Raw genomic sequence first — 14,682 nt, forward strand, 5'->3', positions numbered from 1 at the left:
TGACATTATTTTAATTATATAAATAAGTTCAATCATCTTTCTTTATAAGCAGGGTGATTGCATGACTTCCGAAAATAAGAAATCTTATCTATCTCGGCGTGCTTTTCTGGGGGCATCCGCAGTTGGGCTTGGTGCGGCAGCCATTGGTGGCTCCGATGGCTTTGTGCGCAAGGCATTCGCACAAAGCACCTCATCTTCTCCGAGAGTGATCAAGCTGGCCTGGGGGCAGACGGCTGTGTGTCAGTCGCCAATTTCGGTCGCGCTCAAGAAAGGCTTGTTTGAGAAATATGGCCTGACTGTCGAACCGGTCAATTTCTCTGGCCCAACCGATCAGTTGCTTCAGGCAATTGCCACCGGCAAGGCAGATGGCGGCATCGGCATGGCGCTGCGCTGGCTTAAGCCATTGGAGCAGGGGTTTGACGTATCGCTGACTGTCGGAACGCATGGCGGCTGTATGCGCCTACTGGCAGCACCCGATTCAGGCATCAATTCGATTGCTGATCTGAAGGGCAAAAAGGTTGCCGTCAGCGATCAGGCAAGCCCGATCCGCAACTTCTTCGCCATTCAGGCGGCCAAGCAGGGTATCAATCCCGATACCGAAATCGAATGGCTGCAATATCCGGCTGATCTCTTTGCGGAAGCCCTGAAGAAGGGTGAAGTGCAGGCTGTGGCTGGCGATGATCCGCACGCCTTCCTCCAGCGCGAGCGTGATGGTCTCAAGGAAGTCGCGACCAATCTTGATGGGCAGTATGTCAATTCTGCCTGCTGTGTGCTGGGTCTGCGCGGAAGTCTGGTTCGTGATGAGCCGGAAGTTGCGAGCGCCTTGTCGCGTGCAATCGTAGAAGCACAGGCTTGGACTGCAGCGCATCCAGATGAAAGCGCTGAAATCTTTGCGCCTTTCGTTCCGGGCAATGTCTCTGCAACGGACGTGGCGCGTATCCTGCGCAGTCACACGCATGACCATCATTCGACGGGTGATGCCTTGCGCAAGGATGTCGCTCTGTTCGTGGATGAGCTCAAGATCATCAATGTCATCCGGCCAAATACCAATACGGATGCATTTGCCGAAAAGATCGTCGCCAATGTCATCACCTGACACAATTTATATCTCGTCCAAGGACGACGCGCGGGAGGCTCTGCCCTCCGCGCTTCGTCGCTCGCTATGGCCGTTTGTGGCGGTGATCGCCTGGGCTATCGTCAGTGCGATTTCCGTCTTCCTTCCCAATGTGGTGATTGGCTTTGCAGAGCCGCTTTATGTTCGTGAAACCAATGGCTTGTTCATCGGCTGGACAATCCTTCTGGCAGTCGGTGCAGCATTGGTTGCGGTCTATCCGGCATTTGGCAAAAGGCTGGTTTACTGGTCGCCATGGCTGACGGCTCTGGCGGTGTTTTTTGGTGTTTGGGAATTGCTTACGGCCAAGTTTGCCTGGCTCCCTGTGCCGTTTTTCCAGCCGCCTTCGTCTCTGCTCGAAGTCTATCTCGATGATTGGCCGCGTCTGCTCGACAGCCTGTATAACTCGTTCAAGCTGCTCGCTTCGGGTTTTGTGCTTGGTGCGATTGCTGGTTTTCTGACAGGTGTTTCCATCGGCTGGGTACAGGCAATCGGCTATTGGGTTCATCCGGTGTTGCGGTTTCTGGGGCCAATTCCATCGACTGCACTGCTACCGATGGCATTCTATTTCTTCCCGTCAGGCTTTTCAGCAGCAGTCTTCCTGATCGCGCTTGCAACATGGTTTCCGCTTACGGTTCTGACATGGTCGGGCGTGGCGAGTGTCGATAAAGCCTATTACGATGTTGCCCGCACTTTGGGCGCCAGTCAGTTGTTCCTGATCCTGCGCGTCGCAATTCCTGCAGCATTGCCGCATGTTTTTGTCGGTCTTTTCATGGGGTTGGGTGCATCTTTCTCGGTGCTGGTCGCCGCCGAAATGATGGGCGTCAAGTCTGGTCTCGGCTGGTATCTGCAATGGGCGCAAGGCTGGGCGGCTTACAACAATCTCTATGGCGCGCTCATCATCATGGCGATTGTGTTTTCCGGTCTGATTACGCTGCTCTTTACGGTGCGTGATCGCGTTCTGACTTGGCAGAAGGGGGATGTGAAATGGTGAATGCTGCCCTCAAACAAACGCCTGCCGCCTCCGCTGATGAAAGCCGTGGCTTCCACATTCGGGTTGAGAATGTAAGCCATCGCTTTGGTCTTGAAGGCAAGTCATTGCCGGTTCTCAACCACATTGAGCTTGATGTGCAACCGGGTGAATTTGTTGCCATTCTGGGTCCATCGGGTTGCGGCAAGAGTACGCTTTTGCGGCTCGCTGCCGGTCTGGAGCCGCCAAGTGAAGGGCGGATTCTGGCCGATGGCGAGGAAATCCTCGGTCCTAATCCGTCGCGCGTGGTGGTCTTCCAAGACCCCACACTTTATCCATGGCGCACGGTGCGGGATAATGTGGCTTTGGGGCTCCAGGCGCGTGGCGTGCTGAAAACTCAGGGACACCGCATCGATGAAGCGATTGAACTGGTGGGATTGTCGGCTTTTGCCAATGCCTATCCGCGCCAGCTTTCGGGCGGCATGGCGCAGCGTGCAGCCTTGGCGCGTGCGCTCGTCAATGATCCGAAATTGCTCATTCTGGACGAGCCATTGGGGAAACTCGATTCCCTGACGCGGCTTGCCATGCAGGCTGAGCTTCTGGATCTTTGGCAACGCAACGGCTTTACCACATTGCTCGTCACACATGATGTCGAGGAAGCGCTTTTCCTTGCGCAACGGGTCATCATCTTTGGCAACCGTCCGGCAAGCATCGAAGCCGAACTTAAAGTGGATCTCAGCTATCCACGCCATCGCGGCGATCCGCGACTGGCGGAACTGCGCAGGCAGGCGCTTGCGCATCTTGGGTTGGATGCCGACTGGTAAAATCAGGAAAGAAAAATGTTCAAAAAAGCAATTCTTACAGCGGCCCTTTTATTGGGGTCGATGACGCAACTTTATGCTCATGCGCATCTCGCACAATCCGAGCCAGCCGAAGACGCTGTGCTCAATAAAACGCCTGCCATTGTTTCCATCGAATATACCGAAGCGCTGGAACTCGGCCTTAGCAAACTTGTCCTCAAGGATGAGAGCGGGGCAACTATCGAGACCAGTAAGCCTAAACATATTGACGGCAACACAAAGACGCTCTCGGTCACACCGCCAGCTTTGAAGCCGGGTACTTATACGGTCGAGTGGGGCGCTGCATCGGTCGATACGCACCGCACCGAAGGCGCGTTCAAATTCAAGATTGCTAATTAAGGTTGCCGGGCGCAATGACTGGAATTGATATCGTCATTGCGCTCGTGCGATGCCTCAATCTTGCGGGCCTCGCAATGCTCGCAGGGGCGCTATTTTTTCGCATTTTGCTTGTTCCACGCGGAATAAGTGACGGCAAACTTGCGTCTTTTGTGAGAATTTGGTGTCAACTTTGTGTCTATTCTGTAGCTATCAGTGCTTTTGGACTGGTTCTGTGGGTGCCACTTCAGTTCTCACTGTTGTCTGGTGCGAGTAGTTTTTCTGATGCATTCGCCTTTTTCCCAAGCGGACTTTTAGGCACGGCCTTCGGCATTGCATCGTGCCTGCGCGCATTGGCAATCGTGTTTGCTGCCTTGCTTCTGCCGTATGCGGTAAAGTCTCAAGCCATCCGTATCCTTTTGTTTTTGATAGCTGTTTTCGCGCTTGGTCTTCAGATGCGCATGGGGCACGCTGCAGCATCTGATACTATCTGGCTACCGCTGGCGGTTTCTGCGCATGTGATTGCAGGCGCGCTATGGTTTGGTTCGCTGCCTCCGCTCTATCTTCTTTTACGCGTTTCGCGGGATGAAGGTTTGCAGGCAGCACAGCGGTTTTCGCTATATGGCATTGTTTTTGTTGCAGTTCTTGTTGTTGGTGCCGCAATTGCAGGATGGCTTTTGACAGGTGGTTTGCCGGGGCTGGTTGGTACCACTTACGGCAGGATCATGATCGTGAAGATCGCGCTTCTGGCAGCCATGCTGACACTTGCAGCACTTAATCGTTTCTGGCTGAGCCGTGATGGTAGCAGCGGGCGGGGACTTGGTTATGCGTTGATCCTCGAAGGAACAATTGGTCTTGTAGTGTTTCTCGCGGCGTCACTTCTCGCGACACAACCGCCCGGCGTTCATGAAGACATCACCTGGCCTTTCGCCTATCGTTTGCGCGACAATATTCTGGGTGACGCGTTTCTCGTCGATGCCGCATGGCGGAGCTTTAAGCCACTTCTGCTGGCATTTCTAATCGGTATTGGGTGTCATTTTCTGCCTAAATGGCGATGGCAAGCTATTGTTATCGCGGCAGTTATCGGTTTCGTTTGGTTCCAGCCACCACGCATCGGATTGTTTCTTCAGGATGCTAATGAAGCAAGTTTTCTGCGCTCGCCCACATCCTATACGTCCATCGCAATTGCGCGGGGCGCTGTGGCTTTCGGAGGCAATTGTGCCTCCTGTCATAGCAATGACGGGCGCGGACGCGGTGAGCAAGCAACGGGCGATCCGGTATGGCCACCCGATCTGACAGCACCATTGTTTGCGGATCGCAGTGACGGCGAAATCTTCTGGACGATCATGCATGGCAAGGAGTTGCAAGACGGTCGGCAGTCCATGCCCGGTTTTGAAACAATGTTGGATGCGAAAACCGCGTGGTCGCTAGTGGATTATATCCGCACGATTGCGTCTGCCCGAACGATCAGTATGCCTGCGCCTGATGGTGCGGTTTACCCGGCTGCAAGCCCACGGATTACGATCTATTGCGGGGCTAGACGGCATGAGGTCGGTCGGCAATCCGACAATTTCTGGCTGCTTCTTCTTAAGGGTGAACAGCTTGAGGCCTTTGCTGTCGATAGCAATGGCATCACGGCACAATGCGATGTTTCCGACCAGACTGCGGCTGTGGCTATTCAGCTTCTGACACCAACTGCCGATGGAGCGAGCTTTCTCGTAGATCAGAATGGCTGGATACGTTTTCGATGGTCAGGGCATGAAAGGTTAGAACCTTCAATTCTTGAGACAGCAATCAGCAAGGCTCGTGCGAATCCGGTCAGCCTATCGAATAGGGGACATCATTCATGATGATCCGAGCAGCGTTGCTACGCGAATATAGTTGCAAAGAGGCCTCCTGCAATGGATTGCAAATCTATGTGCCGGGCGAACTAAGTGAATAATTTTCTTAATAAAATTCGGCGGTTGGTGAAAATTAGACGCTGAATTTTGATGCCTGTTGGCAAAAGGGAGTGGATCATGGGTAACATACGCAATGGCTTTTCGGAGCTTGTCGGCAATACGCCTCTTGTTGCTTTCTCACGCCTTCAGAAAAGCAATGACGTTTCTGTGCGGCTTCTCGCAAAAATCGAATATCTCAATCCCGCTGGCAGCATCAAAGACCGTACAGCATGGGGGATTATTCGGGATGCCGAGCGTACCGGTAGGATTAAGCCGGGTGATCTTCTGGTAGATCTGACGAGCGGAAATACCGGCATTGGTATTGCGGCTGTTGCTGCCGCAAAGGGCTATCGGACGAAGTTTTACCTGCGCGATACGATCAGCGAAGACAAAATCAATATCCTGCGTCAGTTCGGGTCTGAAATCGTGCTGATCGACAATGACGAGCTGCTGGAACCGGGAGCGCTGCAAAAGGTGCTTGATCGCATTCGCAGCGAAAATCCGGGCGCTTACTATACGGGTCAGCGGTCCAATCCTGCCAATCCGGCAATTCATTTTGAAACGACCGGCCCGGAAATCTGGCAAGACACGGATGGCGAAGTGGACATTTTGGTCAGTACCGTAGGCACTGGCGGGACCATTTCAGGGGCGGGAAAATACCTGAAAGACAAGAAGCCATCCCTTCGTATCATTCTTGTCGAGCCGACGGCAGATTCTGTGCCTTCTGCCGATAATCCAAAAGCCGAAACCATTGAAGGTGTTCACAAAGTCACCGATATCGATGAGACCATTCTGCCTGAAAACTACGACAAGGCTATTGTCGATGAAATCATTGCTGTGACGACGGAGCAAGCGCGCCGTGCCGCATTATCGGTTGCACGGGAAGAGGGCTTTCTGGTTGGTACGTCTTCCGGAGCAGCGATTGCTGCGACCCTTCAAATTGCAAAGCGCCCGGAAAATGCAGGGAAGACCATCGTTGCCGTTCTGCCTGATAGCGGAGAGCGCTATTTGTCACTGTTTCGAGAACCAGTCATAGCGGATTAGGGGCTGGTTCGATCATAATTAAATTAAACAGAAAATATTGAGCGAGTAGTCAATATTATATAATTTATATCAGTTCTTTTTGTTGAAACAATAGAATATAATTTTGTTTAATTGTGTAATTATATCAATTCTGAATATTATTATATAAAATATTATTTGTCATATATTTTACAATAATTAGATATAATTGCCTTAATCGAATTATCCCTCTGAAATACAACGATTTTGTTTATTGTTAGTGGGGATAATTATGATTCTGAAAAACACTGTAATTGGTTCGGCATTTGCTGTTCTTGGGGTGACACACGCAAATGCAGCCGATGCAATTGTAGCGCCGGAGCCAGAGGCTGTAGAATATGTGCGTGTCTGTGATGCTTACGGAGCAGGCTATTTCTACATTCCGGGAACGGAAACCTGCCTGCGTATCCATGGTTATGTTCGTTACGACCTGAGGGGAGGCGATAACGTCTATTATCGTGGTGCAGGCATCAGCCGTGCTCCGGACGGAAGTGCTTATAATCTGAGCCCGCGTGGTAAGTCCTATGATACCTGGACGAATAATACGCGTTTCACATTACGCACATCGACGGCTTCCGAAACGGAGCTTGGTACACTTTCGACCTTTACTGAAACCCGATTCAATTTCGGTAATGGTGTGGATGCCGGAACGACGCTCAATCGTGCGTTTATCCAGCTTGGCGGTCTGCGCGTGGGCCTTGATGACACGGCATTCTACACATTCACCGGATATTTCGGTGACGTGTTGAATGACGACGTTATCAGTGCTGGTGGTTATCGTACCAATCAGATCAGCTACACTTTCAAGGGCGGCAATGGCTTTTCGGCTATTATCTCTCTTGAACAGGGTAACAACGTCGATGTCGATTGGAATGGCGTGATTGATGACTACACACCACATGTCGTTGCTGGTTTGAAATATGCGCAGAGCTGGGGTTCGATTGCAGGCGTTGCAGCTTATGATGCTGTCAACGAAGAGTGGGCCGGAAAGGTTCGCCTTGATGTTAATGTAACCGACCGCTTCTCGGTCTGGGTGCAGGGTGCATACAAGTCGAACGACGATCATTACGTTCATTACGATGCAAGCGGTGCCGTTGTTCACGATGGTGGCAGCAGCACTTATCGTGGCGTTCGTGTGATTGACAGCTTCTACGGAACGTGGGGCGGTGATTGGGCCGTTTGGGGTGGTGCTAAATTCAAGGCTACCAACAAAGCGGTCTTCAACGTTCAGCTGGCCTATGAGGATGCGGAAACTTTCGCAGCCAGTGCAAACGTTGCTTATCAATTGGTTCCTGGCTTCACCATCACGCCTCAGATTTCCTACACCAAGTGGGATGACAAGAACTCGATCCTGAAAGGTCAGGATGCCTGGCAGGGCGTAGTTCGCTTCCAGCGTTCATTCTAAACTTCATTCAAGATTTGCGTAATCGATGCAGTGGCGGCTCCGGCTGCCACTGTTGTTTTAGCGCACAGGCGAGGGTGGTTTTTCCAGCCATCGTGTTTTTCAAAGGGCTGAAATTTTACATAGCTAAAGGCAATTAGCCTGCTGTGCCTCGTTTTCGCCGCTTGAGAGAGACTACAATGACCACCAAATCGTTATTCGTGAACGCTATTGATAGGAGATGTGATTACGATGCAAACTCAGTCCGATTATCAACACTCTTCATCATCAGGCTACGGCGAAGGCGCACAGGCACGAGGAACAATCGCGTCGTTGCTGGCTGCCGTTGAAATAGCAAAACAGACTGCAAATGAAAGTCTGCGCCGCGCTCAGTCGGCTCCTTTGCCGCACATTGCCGATAATACGATATTCATCGCATTATTCGAGCGTCACCTATCAGATCGTGAAGCCCTATTTTCCAGAATTCGCCAGCTCGACGATGCAAAGGCGTCTTTCAGGGCTTGAGCATAACGAGCAATTCATTCCATAATTGCCGCATAAATTGTAGCATTTCCAGCAAAAGTGCGAAGCGGTTTTGCGTCGGATAATGCATAAAAACAAACAGTTACAGCGGTTCTAACGATTCATTCTTAACTGGAACCGCCGTAATGAGCAAAAATTTGGTAAGCAGGAAGAAGTGTAGTGACTGATTTTGCATCCAGAATGACGCTGACTGAGGAGTTGGTCTCGCTGAGCATTCGGGCAGAAGTGGATCGAGGGCCGGAGCCAAACAGGATTCCGATAACTGATCTGGACGTGCAGGCACTTTCTGAAAAACTTTATCATGAAAGCGGCGATACGCCTCTGTGGGTGTTCGCTTATGGCTCTCTTATCTGGAAACCGGATTTTAATGCCGTTGATTGGCGTTACGGCGGCGTGAAGGGATGGCACCGTTCGTTCTGCCTACGACTTACCCGCTGGCGTGGCACGCAAAGCCAGCCTGGGTTGATGCTCGCGTTGCGACGCGGCGGCAGCTGCAACGGTATCGTGTTTCGGTTGTCTGAAGAGGATCGGCTTGGCCAGATTCAGCGCATGATCCGCCGCGAGATCAGCTCTATAAGTGATGCTTCCAGTATCCGCTGGGTATCCGTCGATACACCGGACGGGCCTGTGCGTGCTTTGACGTTCTGGGCTGGACCACGCGGCGACCGCGTTTTGAACGGCTTACCGCTGGAATGTGTAGCAAGCACTTTGGCGCGAGCATGTGGGCATATTGGTTCCTGCGCGGAATATCTTTATCTGACCGTCAAACATCTGGAAGAAAAAGGCATTCGCGATCGCAATTTGTGGAAGCTTCAGGAACTGTTGGCAGCTGAGATTGCGACACTCTATGAGGTCAACGCCAAAGCATCCGCATGAGCGGTTTGGCCGTCAATACGCGTGAGCCCGAACACCTATCCCTTCCGAATGTGACATTTGGTCTGTAACGATAGACTATTAATCCGCTCGATTTAGTGCAAAAGCAGCATTCATCGGATCGGCGGAGGTTCCATGCTCACAAAAAAGGGGAAATACGGCCTCAAAGCATTGGCTCACCTTGCCTTGCTTGCTCCCGGCGAGAGCGCATTCGTTGCCGAGATTGCCGCCAAAAACAATATTTCCAAGAAGTTTCTCGACGCGATCCTGCTGGAGCTGCGTAACGATGGCATTTTGCGGTCGAAGAAGGGGCCGGGCGGCGGCTATAGTCTGGCAAAACCTGCCAGTGAAATTAATATCGGGCAGGCGATCCGCGTTCTGGATGGTCCACTCGCACCTATTCGTTGCGCCAGCCGAACAGCTTATGAACCTTGTGAAGACTGTGAAGATCACAAGGCTTGTCAGGTTCGCCGATCAATGCTGCTTGTTCGCGAAGCAATTGTCGGCGTTCTCGATGCCATGACGCTTGAGCAGTTTGCTCGCAACGGCGGCCTTGAAAATGACGGAACTGCGCCTGAATGGGCACAGCTCACGGCCTGATCTGGATCACTTCCGATAGTTGATCCTGTAAGTCAGACTACCTTCAGTAACCTCTTCAATTTCAATAATAATATCACGTATTTCTACGGTCGTCTGATCTTTCGGAAAAGAGAAGGTCTGGCCCGATGCCGGGTAGTTCAAATCTGCGATTGAATAGCCGCGGACTTCAAACTGCATTTCGCCATTTTCAATGCCGAGGAAAGCAATATCGTAGATCGTTCCACTCTCGTCCGGGCTGTAGTCGCCAGCCTTGGGCAGCGCTAGCCCTTTTCCGTAATCACGGGGCGGGATGATTGGATTAGCTGAGAGGACAAATTGCGAGCGCCCGAACGTATCGGTTTCTGGTGCCGGCTGTTCCTGAGACTGCACTTGCGGAGCGGCTTCGACTGCACCAGCGGCCGGACCAGCAATTCCGCTGGCGATTGAACTGCATAGAATGGCTGCAGTAAATGATGACGTCAGGATCAGTGAGCGCAGGACTTTATTCATTTTGCGAACTTTCATGCTCAGGGTCTGATGCTGTCGCTATCGGCGAGGATCGACGACGGCTCGCAATAAAGCTTGGCAACTTCGGTGTCTTTGGTCTCGTTGGTGAAGGCATCAGTCGAAGGATAGACGCGTATTTCACCACTCTTGATGACGCTTGAATCGTCTTTGTCTTGCGTGACAACGAAAGCATAAACATAGTCGCCGCGAGCATAGCCTAGTGCCATGGTCAGATCGGTCGGATGATTGATATTGGTGTCTTTGGTCGAAAACCAGGTGCTGTCGGTTTCAAAATAGAGCTCGGCTTTTTCTGTGCCTGCCGCGTAGGTGTAGTAGGCCTCCTTCTTGTCCGGATTGGCCTTCGGATCGGCAAGGTGGCAAAACTCCGCACGCGCATTTCGCTCTGGAATATTGCACGCAAATTGGGTCTGCCACGGAGGAATACAGTTTGCTGCAGCTGGCAGCGGTATTAGTGCGGCCAAAGTCAATGCAAAGCATATCTTCATGAAAGATCCCCGAATGCGGTCAATCTCTACCGCATCGCAAACCTCCACAGATGAGTCAATGTGTTACGCTGTGGACAATACTCAATTGACCGCGCTTCGATCTTCCGTCTAGTGTCGGCTCAGATGAGGCACCTGGTGCCGGGGCGGGCTGTTAAGAAAGATATCTGATGAATCCAGCATGGACCAAATGGCTTATTAGTTTCGTATTTGGTGTTCTGATAGCGCGCTTCGGATTTGGCCTCATGGCCCCTCTGGTAATGATGCTTTCCCCTGAACGGACGGTCAATCCAGATGGTCTCGATAGTGTAATTATCATCCAGCTGGTCGTTCAGTTTGTTGTAGTGGTGATCTCCACAATCCTGTTGTCGCGGCTGGCAAGTCGCAAGCTGCAAATTGGATGGGGTTGTCTTGTTCTTGGTGCTGTTATCCTGCTTGGCCTGCTTGCCACGCTCTTCATACCGGGGTCGGATTTTGGGTCGCTTGAGGATAATGGTGAAGCCACTGCATTTTTCTTCTGGCTGTTGATCCTCGTGCTGCCAATGTCGATCGGCGGGGGACTGTTGGCCGTTATTGGCTGGATTATGATCCAGCGCGGACGAAAAGAGTTGCCGCGCGGGTAGTTTAGGCAAGTCACGATCTGCATATCTGTAGACCAAACGCCAATTTGTTGGGAAATAATCCACTATCTGCTTTGACTATTGAGCGATTACTGATTGACATCAATCTGTTGAATCGTATTGCAATAAATAAGTTGAATGGCAGATCAGAGTTTTTGGACGGTCGGATGCTTTATGATCCGAAATGAGAACCGCTCCATATTGATGATATTAGAGCGCCGGGCGTCTTGATGGGTGTCCAAAGGTCGCTCTAACACTTTAAAATCAGAGCATGATTTTACCTTAAACTGATCCAGGTTTAAGGAATTATGCTCAGCGGAATGGGGACTTTCGAATGCGTCTGTTGGGTGCGGTTCTTATCGCGAGTTTCATCGCGTCCAATCTTCCAGCCCATGCCGAATTTGAGAGGGAACTCGGCCCACTCGCCTCGGCAGGGTCTTCACAAATCATTCAGGGATGGACCGGAACCAAACAAGACGGTTGGTTTGTCCTCAACAATCAGCAGGCAGGCGGAACCGAGCAGACATTGGTGGTTCAAGCCGGGCCAGCACCTGCCGAAGGTCGTGCTACCAGCGTTAGGATTGCAATCAATTCTTCCAAGCCCGGTGCTTCGCTGGGGCTAATTGCGACAAATCCTGCGAATAGCGCCATTTGCCTGATGGAAGTGATTGCCGATAAGAGTGCCAAGCTCTTCTGCATGGAGAACGGCAAGCGCCAGGACATTGCTACCATCCCGAATGCAGCCAAACTTGACGGCACGGATGTCATCGAAATGGTCGATGTACCCGGTGTGACGCGGTTTCTTCTCAATGGAAGAATGATTGGCGACGTTCAGGGTTCGGCAGCGCTTGGCGCGCAGATCGGCATCATGGCCTATGACACCGGCGTATTTGCGATTACCGATTTCAATATCACATCGGATGGCCAGAATGTGCCTACCCAGCCGGTCACCCCAAGCCAACGAACCGGTGGAGCGCCGCAGACTGCTGATACCGGCGCGCAAACTGCGCCCCAAAATGGCGGCAACGCGCCTCAGCCCGTAGCAGGCTCTGGTGCCCCCTCAGGTCCGCTGCCGGAGTTTGGCGGCGACAGTGGCCGTATCGCTGCAGTTTATTACGGATTGGTGCGCAGCATTTTTGCGCATGAATTCGGACATGCGCTGATTGGAGAATTGCAGCTGCCATCGACTGGCCCCGAAGAAGATGCTGTCGATATTTATTCTGCTTTGCAGATTGTCGAACCGACAATGTATCCGTCCGGTGACAAAGAAATCGACGATATGGCTATCGGAAGCGCGAGCTATGCAGCGCTGCAGTGGTATTATAGTGGCAAAATCAATGAGATGAAGGGCAGCTCACCTTCTCCGTGGCAGGACGAGCATACAGCCGATCTCAAGCGCTTTCGTAATATGCTTTGCATCATGTATGGCGGCAATCCAAAGGTTTTCAGCTCGATTGCCGACGGCGTAAAGCTGGATGAGCGCACTCGTTTTCGCTGCTCTGACGAATTCAACAAGCAAAATCGTGCATGGCGTAAGATTCTTGCCCCTCACACACGTTCTGGCGAATGGCACCCGGAAGGCGAACAACCTGCCAATGCGGCCGGTGCAGCGATCAAAACGGTCTTTCAGCCATCCTCACGTAGAGTTGGCGATTTCTATGCCAGTAAACTTTCAAGCGCTTTGACAGGCTATTTCGATAACTTGTCCCAGACTTATGTGTTGCCGCGACCTTTAACAGTCACGTTCCGCGACTGTGACCAGCTCAACGCATGGTATGATCCGAAAGAAGGATCGATCACCATGTGCTACGACCTGTTCGAACATCTGGCGGTCATGATTTCCGATGTTGAAATGGGAAGTGCTCCAGCAGATTCTGCAGGCCAGCAACCAACTAATGCTTCTGCACCAGCTTCTGGTGGCGCGGCAGGTGCAGTCGTTGATGAATTGCGCGATGATGGCGTTGCGGCGAGCATGGTTCTCTTTCAGTCGCCTTATACCGGCCCAACACCCAACAAACATGCCAGGGCTACAATAATCACAACCGTTGAGGTTGCCAAAATCATCGCGAATGGCCGTAAAACCCTGTTCGTTGATACCAGCGGTCTGCAGGAAACCATGCAGAATGCCTTTTCTTTGCCGGATGCCGGGCGCGATGGAAGCGTTACAGATAGTCTGCAGGAAGCGCTCGACGAATGGCTGAACGAAAAAGCTGGCGGAGACAGAAGTGTTGGCGTGGTATTTTTCGGCAAAGGTATGAACGACCGTTCGTCCTATAATGCCGCATTGCGCTCTGCCACACTCGGCTGGACGACGTTCTGGTATCGTGGCGGACTGGAAGCATGGACAGGAAATGGCTTGCCAGTGAGCAAGTAATTTCTGCGGGTTGATTGTTGATCTCTGTTGATGCAATTGTCGTAATTATATTGCATCAACGGTAATGAACGAATGAACGAGCTCAAAGCCCTCAAGACGTTTCTGCTGGCAGCGGAGAAGCGCAATTTCGCGCAGGTTGCGCGAGAGCTGGATATGACGCCCGCTTCTGTAACGCGAACCATCGCAGCGTTAGAAGAAGAGCTTGGCGTTCAGCTCTTCGTGCGAACGACCCGACAGGTTTCGCTCACGACTGATGGGGCTGTTTTTGCAGCGCGTATCGAACCAGCAGTCAACGCGCTGGAGACGGCGCGACTTGAACTCATGAATGTTCATAAGGCTGATCAAGGGCGTTTGCGGATCAATGCGCCGATGTCACTCGGCCAACAGGTCCTTCCACAAATACTCTCTGCTTTTCGGGATGTTTATCCAAAGATCGAGATTGAATTATCGCTGACCGACCAGATGCTCGACATTGTCGAGCAGGATTTCGATCTTGCGATCCGCATTTCCGGTGCGCCGTCGGATAAATTCACGATCTGGCGCAAGATCATTGAAATCAAACGCATTTTGGTGGCTGCACCCGGTACGCCATTTATAGATGTCGCGTATCCGGGCGAGCTGACATCAGATGGATGTCTGGGCTACAGCTCGGAAAGTCGGCGTGAAAACTGGGCTTTGTCGGATGGAAGTTCGACGGTCAATGTTTCTGCCGGGCGTATGATCAGTGCCAATAATGGTGAAGTGTTGGCCAATATGGCAGCAGATGGGGCAGGGGTCGCCATGCTGCCTGTGTTCATCGTGGCTGAACATTTGCGCACGGGGCGTCTCGTGCATATCCTGCCGGAATGGTCGCCGCCGCAACTTTGGCTTACGCTTTACTATCCGCCATTCCAGAAGTTGCCGCCGCGTATTGCGGCTTTCTCAGATTTCTTTGAGCGCGAGATCAAGGCAATTGTTACCCGGATGATCTGACGTCTAATAGCATGTGTCAAAAACAACAAAAGGCGGAGCCTGAGGGCTTCGCCTTTTTGTATTCTACCGGCT

15 protein-coding genes are annotated in these 14,682 nt (G+C 51.9%); 13 read left to right on the forward strand and 2 right to left on the reverse strand.

All coding sequences use genetic code 11. The annotated features are described in order from the left end of the window. Positions 1 to 61 precede the first annotated feature (61 nt). From RT142_RS06420 to RT142_RS06465, 10 genes are all read left to right on the forward strand, one after another. Positions 62 to 1,096, forward strand: coding sequence for an ABC transporter substrate-binding protein (locus RT142_RS06420; RefSeq protein WP_024900072.1), 1,035 nt, complete (start codon positions 62 to 64; stop codon positions 1,094 to 1,096). After that, on the forward strand, positions 1,083 to 2,105 hold the full coding sequence (locus RT142_RS06425) for an ABC transporter permease subunit (RefSeq protein WP_313028003.1): 1,023 nt from the start codon (positions 1,083 to 1,085) through the stop codon (positions 2,103 to 2,105). The genes RT142_RS06420 and RT142_RS06425 overlap by 14 nt, the downstream gene beginning before the upstream one ends. Beyond that, positions 2,099 to 2,905, forward strand: a complete 807-nt coding sequence (locus tag RT142_RS06430) for an ABC transporter ATP-binding protein (RefSeq protein WP_313028005.1) — start codon at positions 2,099 to 2,101, stop codon at positions 2,903 to 2,905. Before RT142_RS06425 ends, RT142_RS06430 begins: the two co-directional genes overlap by 7 nt. A 15-nt stretch (positions 2,906 to 2,920) precedes the next feature. Then, entirely contained in the window at positions 2,921 to 3,280 is a 360-nt protein-coding gene (locus tag RT142_RS06435) for a copper resistance protein CopC (protein ID WP_313028006.1), read from the forward strand. Between the two features lie 14 nt (positions 3,281 to 3,294). Continuing rightward, positions 3,295 to 5,106, forward strand: coding sequence for a CopD family protein (locus RT142_RS06440; RefSeq protein WP_313028008.1), 1,812 nt, complete (start codon positions 3,295 to 3,297; stop codon positions 5,104 to 5,106). 168 nt (positions 5,107 to 5,274) lie between these two features. Next, positions 5,275 to 6,240, forward strand: a complete 966-nt coding sequence (locus RT142_RS06445; protein WP_313028009.1) for a cysteine synthase family protein — start codon at positions 5,275 to 5,277, stop codon at positions 6,238 to 6,240. Positions 6,241 to 6,490: 250 nt separating this feature from the next. Beyond that, entirely contained in the window at positions 6,491 to 7,663 is a 1,173-nt protein-coding gene (locus tag RT142_RS06450) for a porin (protein WP_007879029.1), read from the forward strand. Between the two features lie 228 nt (positions 7,664 to 7,891). Continuing rightward, positions 7,892 to 8,164: a hypothetical protein gene (locus tag RT142_RS06455; protein ID WP_007879030.1), complete on the forward strand. Its 273-nt coding sequence runs from the start codon at positions 7,892 to 7,894 to the stop codon at positions 8,162 to 8,164. 198 nt (positions 8,165 to 8,362) lie between these two features. Then, a complete protein-coding gene (locus RT142_RS06460; protein ID WP_313028025.1) occupies positions 8,363 to 9,058 on the forward strand; it encodes a gamma-glutamylcyclotransferase in 696 nt (231 codons plus the stop codon). A gap of 132 nt (positions 9,059 to 9,190) precedes the next feature. Next, positions 9,191 to 9,655, forward strand: a complete 465-nt coding sequence (locus RT142_RS06465; RefSeq protein ID WP_313028010.1) for an Rrf2 family transcriptional regulator — start codon at positions 9,191 to 9,193, stop codon at positions 9,653 to 9,655. Between the two features lie 6 nt (positions 9,656 to 9,661). Here the strand turns inward: RT142_RS06465 and RT142_RS06470 are convergent, their stop codons facing one another. Beyond that, the gene (locus RT142_RS06470) at positions 9,662 to 10,144 is read right to left on the reverse strand and encodes a hypothetical protein (protein WP_194779244.1); all 483 of its coding nucleotides are present in this window, start codon (positions 10,142 to 10,144) and stop codon (positions 9,662 to 9,664) included. Between the two features lie 17 nt (positions 10,145 to 10,161). Next, positions 10,162 to 10,647, reverse strand: coding sequence for a hypothetical protein (locus RT142_RS06475; protein ID WP_079213864.1), 486 nt, complete (start codon positions 10,645 to 10,647; stop codon positions 10,162 to 10,164). Between the two features lie 167 nt (positions 10,648 to 10,814). Between RT142_RS06475 and RT142_RS06480 the strand changes: the two genes are divergently transcribed. The 3 genes from RT142_RS06480 to RT142_RS06490 all read left to right on the forward strand — a co-directional run bounded on the left by RT142_RS06480 (position 10,815) and on the right by RT142_RS06490 (position 14,610). Next, positions 10,815 to 11,267, forward strand: a complete 453-nt coding sequence (locus RT142_RS06480) for a hypothetical protein (RefSeq protein ID WP_313028011.1) — start codon at positions 10,815 to 10,817, stop codon at positions 11,265 to 11,267. A 331-nt stretch (positions 11,268 to 11,598) separates the two neighbouring features. Then, complete coding sequence (locus RT142_RS06485; protein ID WP_113484829.1) at positions 11,599 to 13,638, forward strand: DUF4344 domain-containing metallopeptidase; 2,040 nt, start codon at positions 11,599 to 11,601, stop codon at positions 13,636 to 13,638. A 72-nt stretch (positions 13,639 to 13,710) separates the two neighbouring features. Next, positions 13,711 to 14,610, forward strand: coding sequence for a LysR family transcriptional regulator (locus tag RT142_RS06490; protein WP_313028012.1), 900 nt, complete (start codon positions 13,711 to 13,713; stop codon positions 14,608 to 14,610). Positions 14,611 to 14,682 lie beyond the last annotated feature (72 nt).

It is taken from the genome of Brucella sp., from assembly GCF_032066345.1.
In the GTDB taxonomy this organism is placed as follows: domain Bacteria; phylum Pseudomonadota; class Alphaproteobacteria; order Rhizobiales; family Rhizobiaceae; genus Brucella; species Brucella pseudogrignonensis.

Excerpts from the sequence above, each read along its gene's own strand:
- RT142_RS06420 (WP_024900072.1), top strand. The coding sequence starts at position 62 with ATGACTTCCGAAAATAAGAAATCTTATCTATCTCGGCGTGCTTTTCTG.
- RT142_RS06425 (WP_313028003.1), top strand. The coding sequence starts at position 1,083 with ATGTCATCACCTGACACAATTTATATCTCGTCCAAGGACGACGCGCGG.
- RT142_RS06460 (WP_313028025.1), top strand. The coding sequence starts at position 8,363 with ATGACGCTGACTGAGGAGTTGGTCTCGCTGAGCATTCGGGCAGAAGTG.
- RT142_RS06445 (WP_313028009.1), top strand. The coding sequence starts at position 5,275 with ATGGGTAACATACGCAATGGCTTTTCGGAGCTTGTCGGCAATACGCCT.
- RT142_RS06440 (WP_313028008.1), top strand. The coding sequence starts at position 3,295 with ATGACTGGAATTGATATCGTCATTGCGCTCGTGCGATGCCTCAATCTT.
- RT142_RS06455 (WP_007879030.1), top strand. The coding sequence starts at position 7,892 with ATGCAAACTCAGTCCGATTATCAACACTCTTCATCATCAGGCTACGGC.
- RT142_RS06435 (WP_313028006.1), top strand. The coding sequence starts at position 2,921 with ATGTTCAAAAAAGCAATTCTTACAGCGGCCCTTTTATTGGGGTCGATG.
- RT142_RS06465 (WP_313028010.1), top strand. The coding sequence starts at position 9,191 with ATGCTCACAAAAAAGGGGAAATACGGCCTCAAAGCATTGGCTCACCTT.
- RT142_RS06485 (WP_113484829.1), top strand. The coding sequence starts at position 11,599 with ATGCGTCTGTTGGGTGCGGTTCTTATCGCGAGTTTCATCGCGTCCAAT.
- RT142_RS06475 (WP_079213864.1), bottom strand. The coding sequence starts at position 10,647 with ATGAAGATATGCTTTGCATTGACTTTGGCCGCACTAATACCGCTGCCA.
- RT142_RS06480 (WP_313028011.1), top strand. The coding sequence starts at position 10,815 with ATGAATCCAGCATGGACCAAATGGCTTATTAGTTTCGTATTTGGTGTT.
- RT142_RS06450 (WP_007879029.1), top strand. The coding sequence starts at position 6,491 with ATGATTCTGAAAAACACTGTAATTGGTTCGGCATTTGCTGTTCTTGGG.
- RT142_RS06470 (WP_194779244.1), bottom strand. The coding sequence starts at position 10,144 with ATGAATAAAGTCCTGCGCTCACTGATCCTGACGTCATCATTTACTGCA.
- RT142_RS06430 (WP_313028005.1), top strand. The coding sequence starts at position 2,099 with ATGGTGAATGCTGCCCTCAAACAAACGCCTGCCGCCTCCGCTGATGAA.
- RT142_RS06490 (WP_313028012.1), top strand. The coding sequence starts at position 13,711 with ATGAACGAGCTCAAAGCCCTCAAGACGTTTCTGCTGGCAGCGGAGAAG.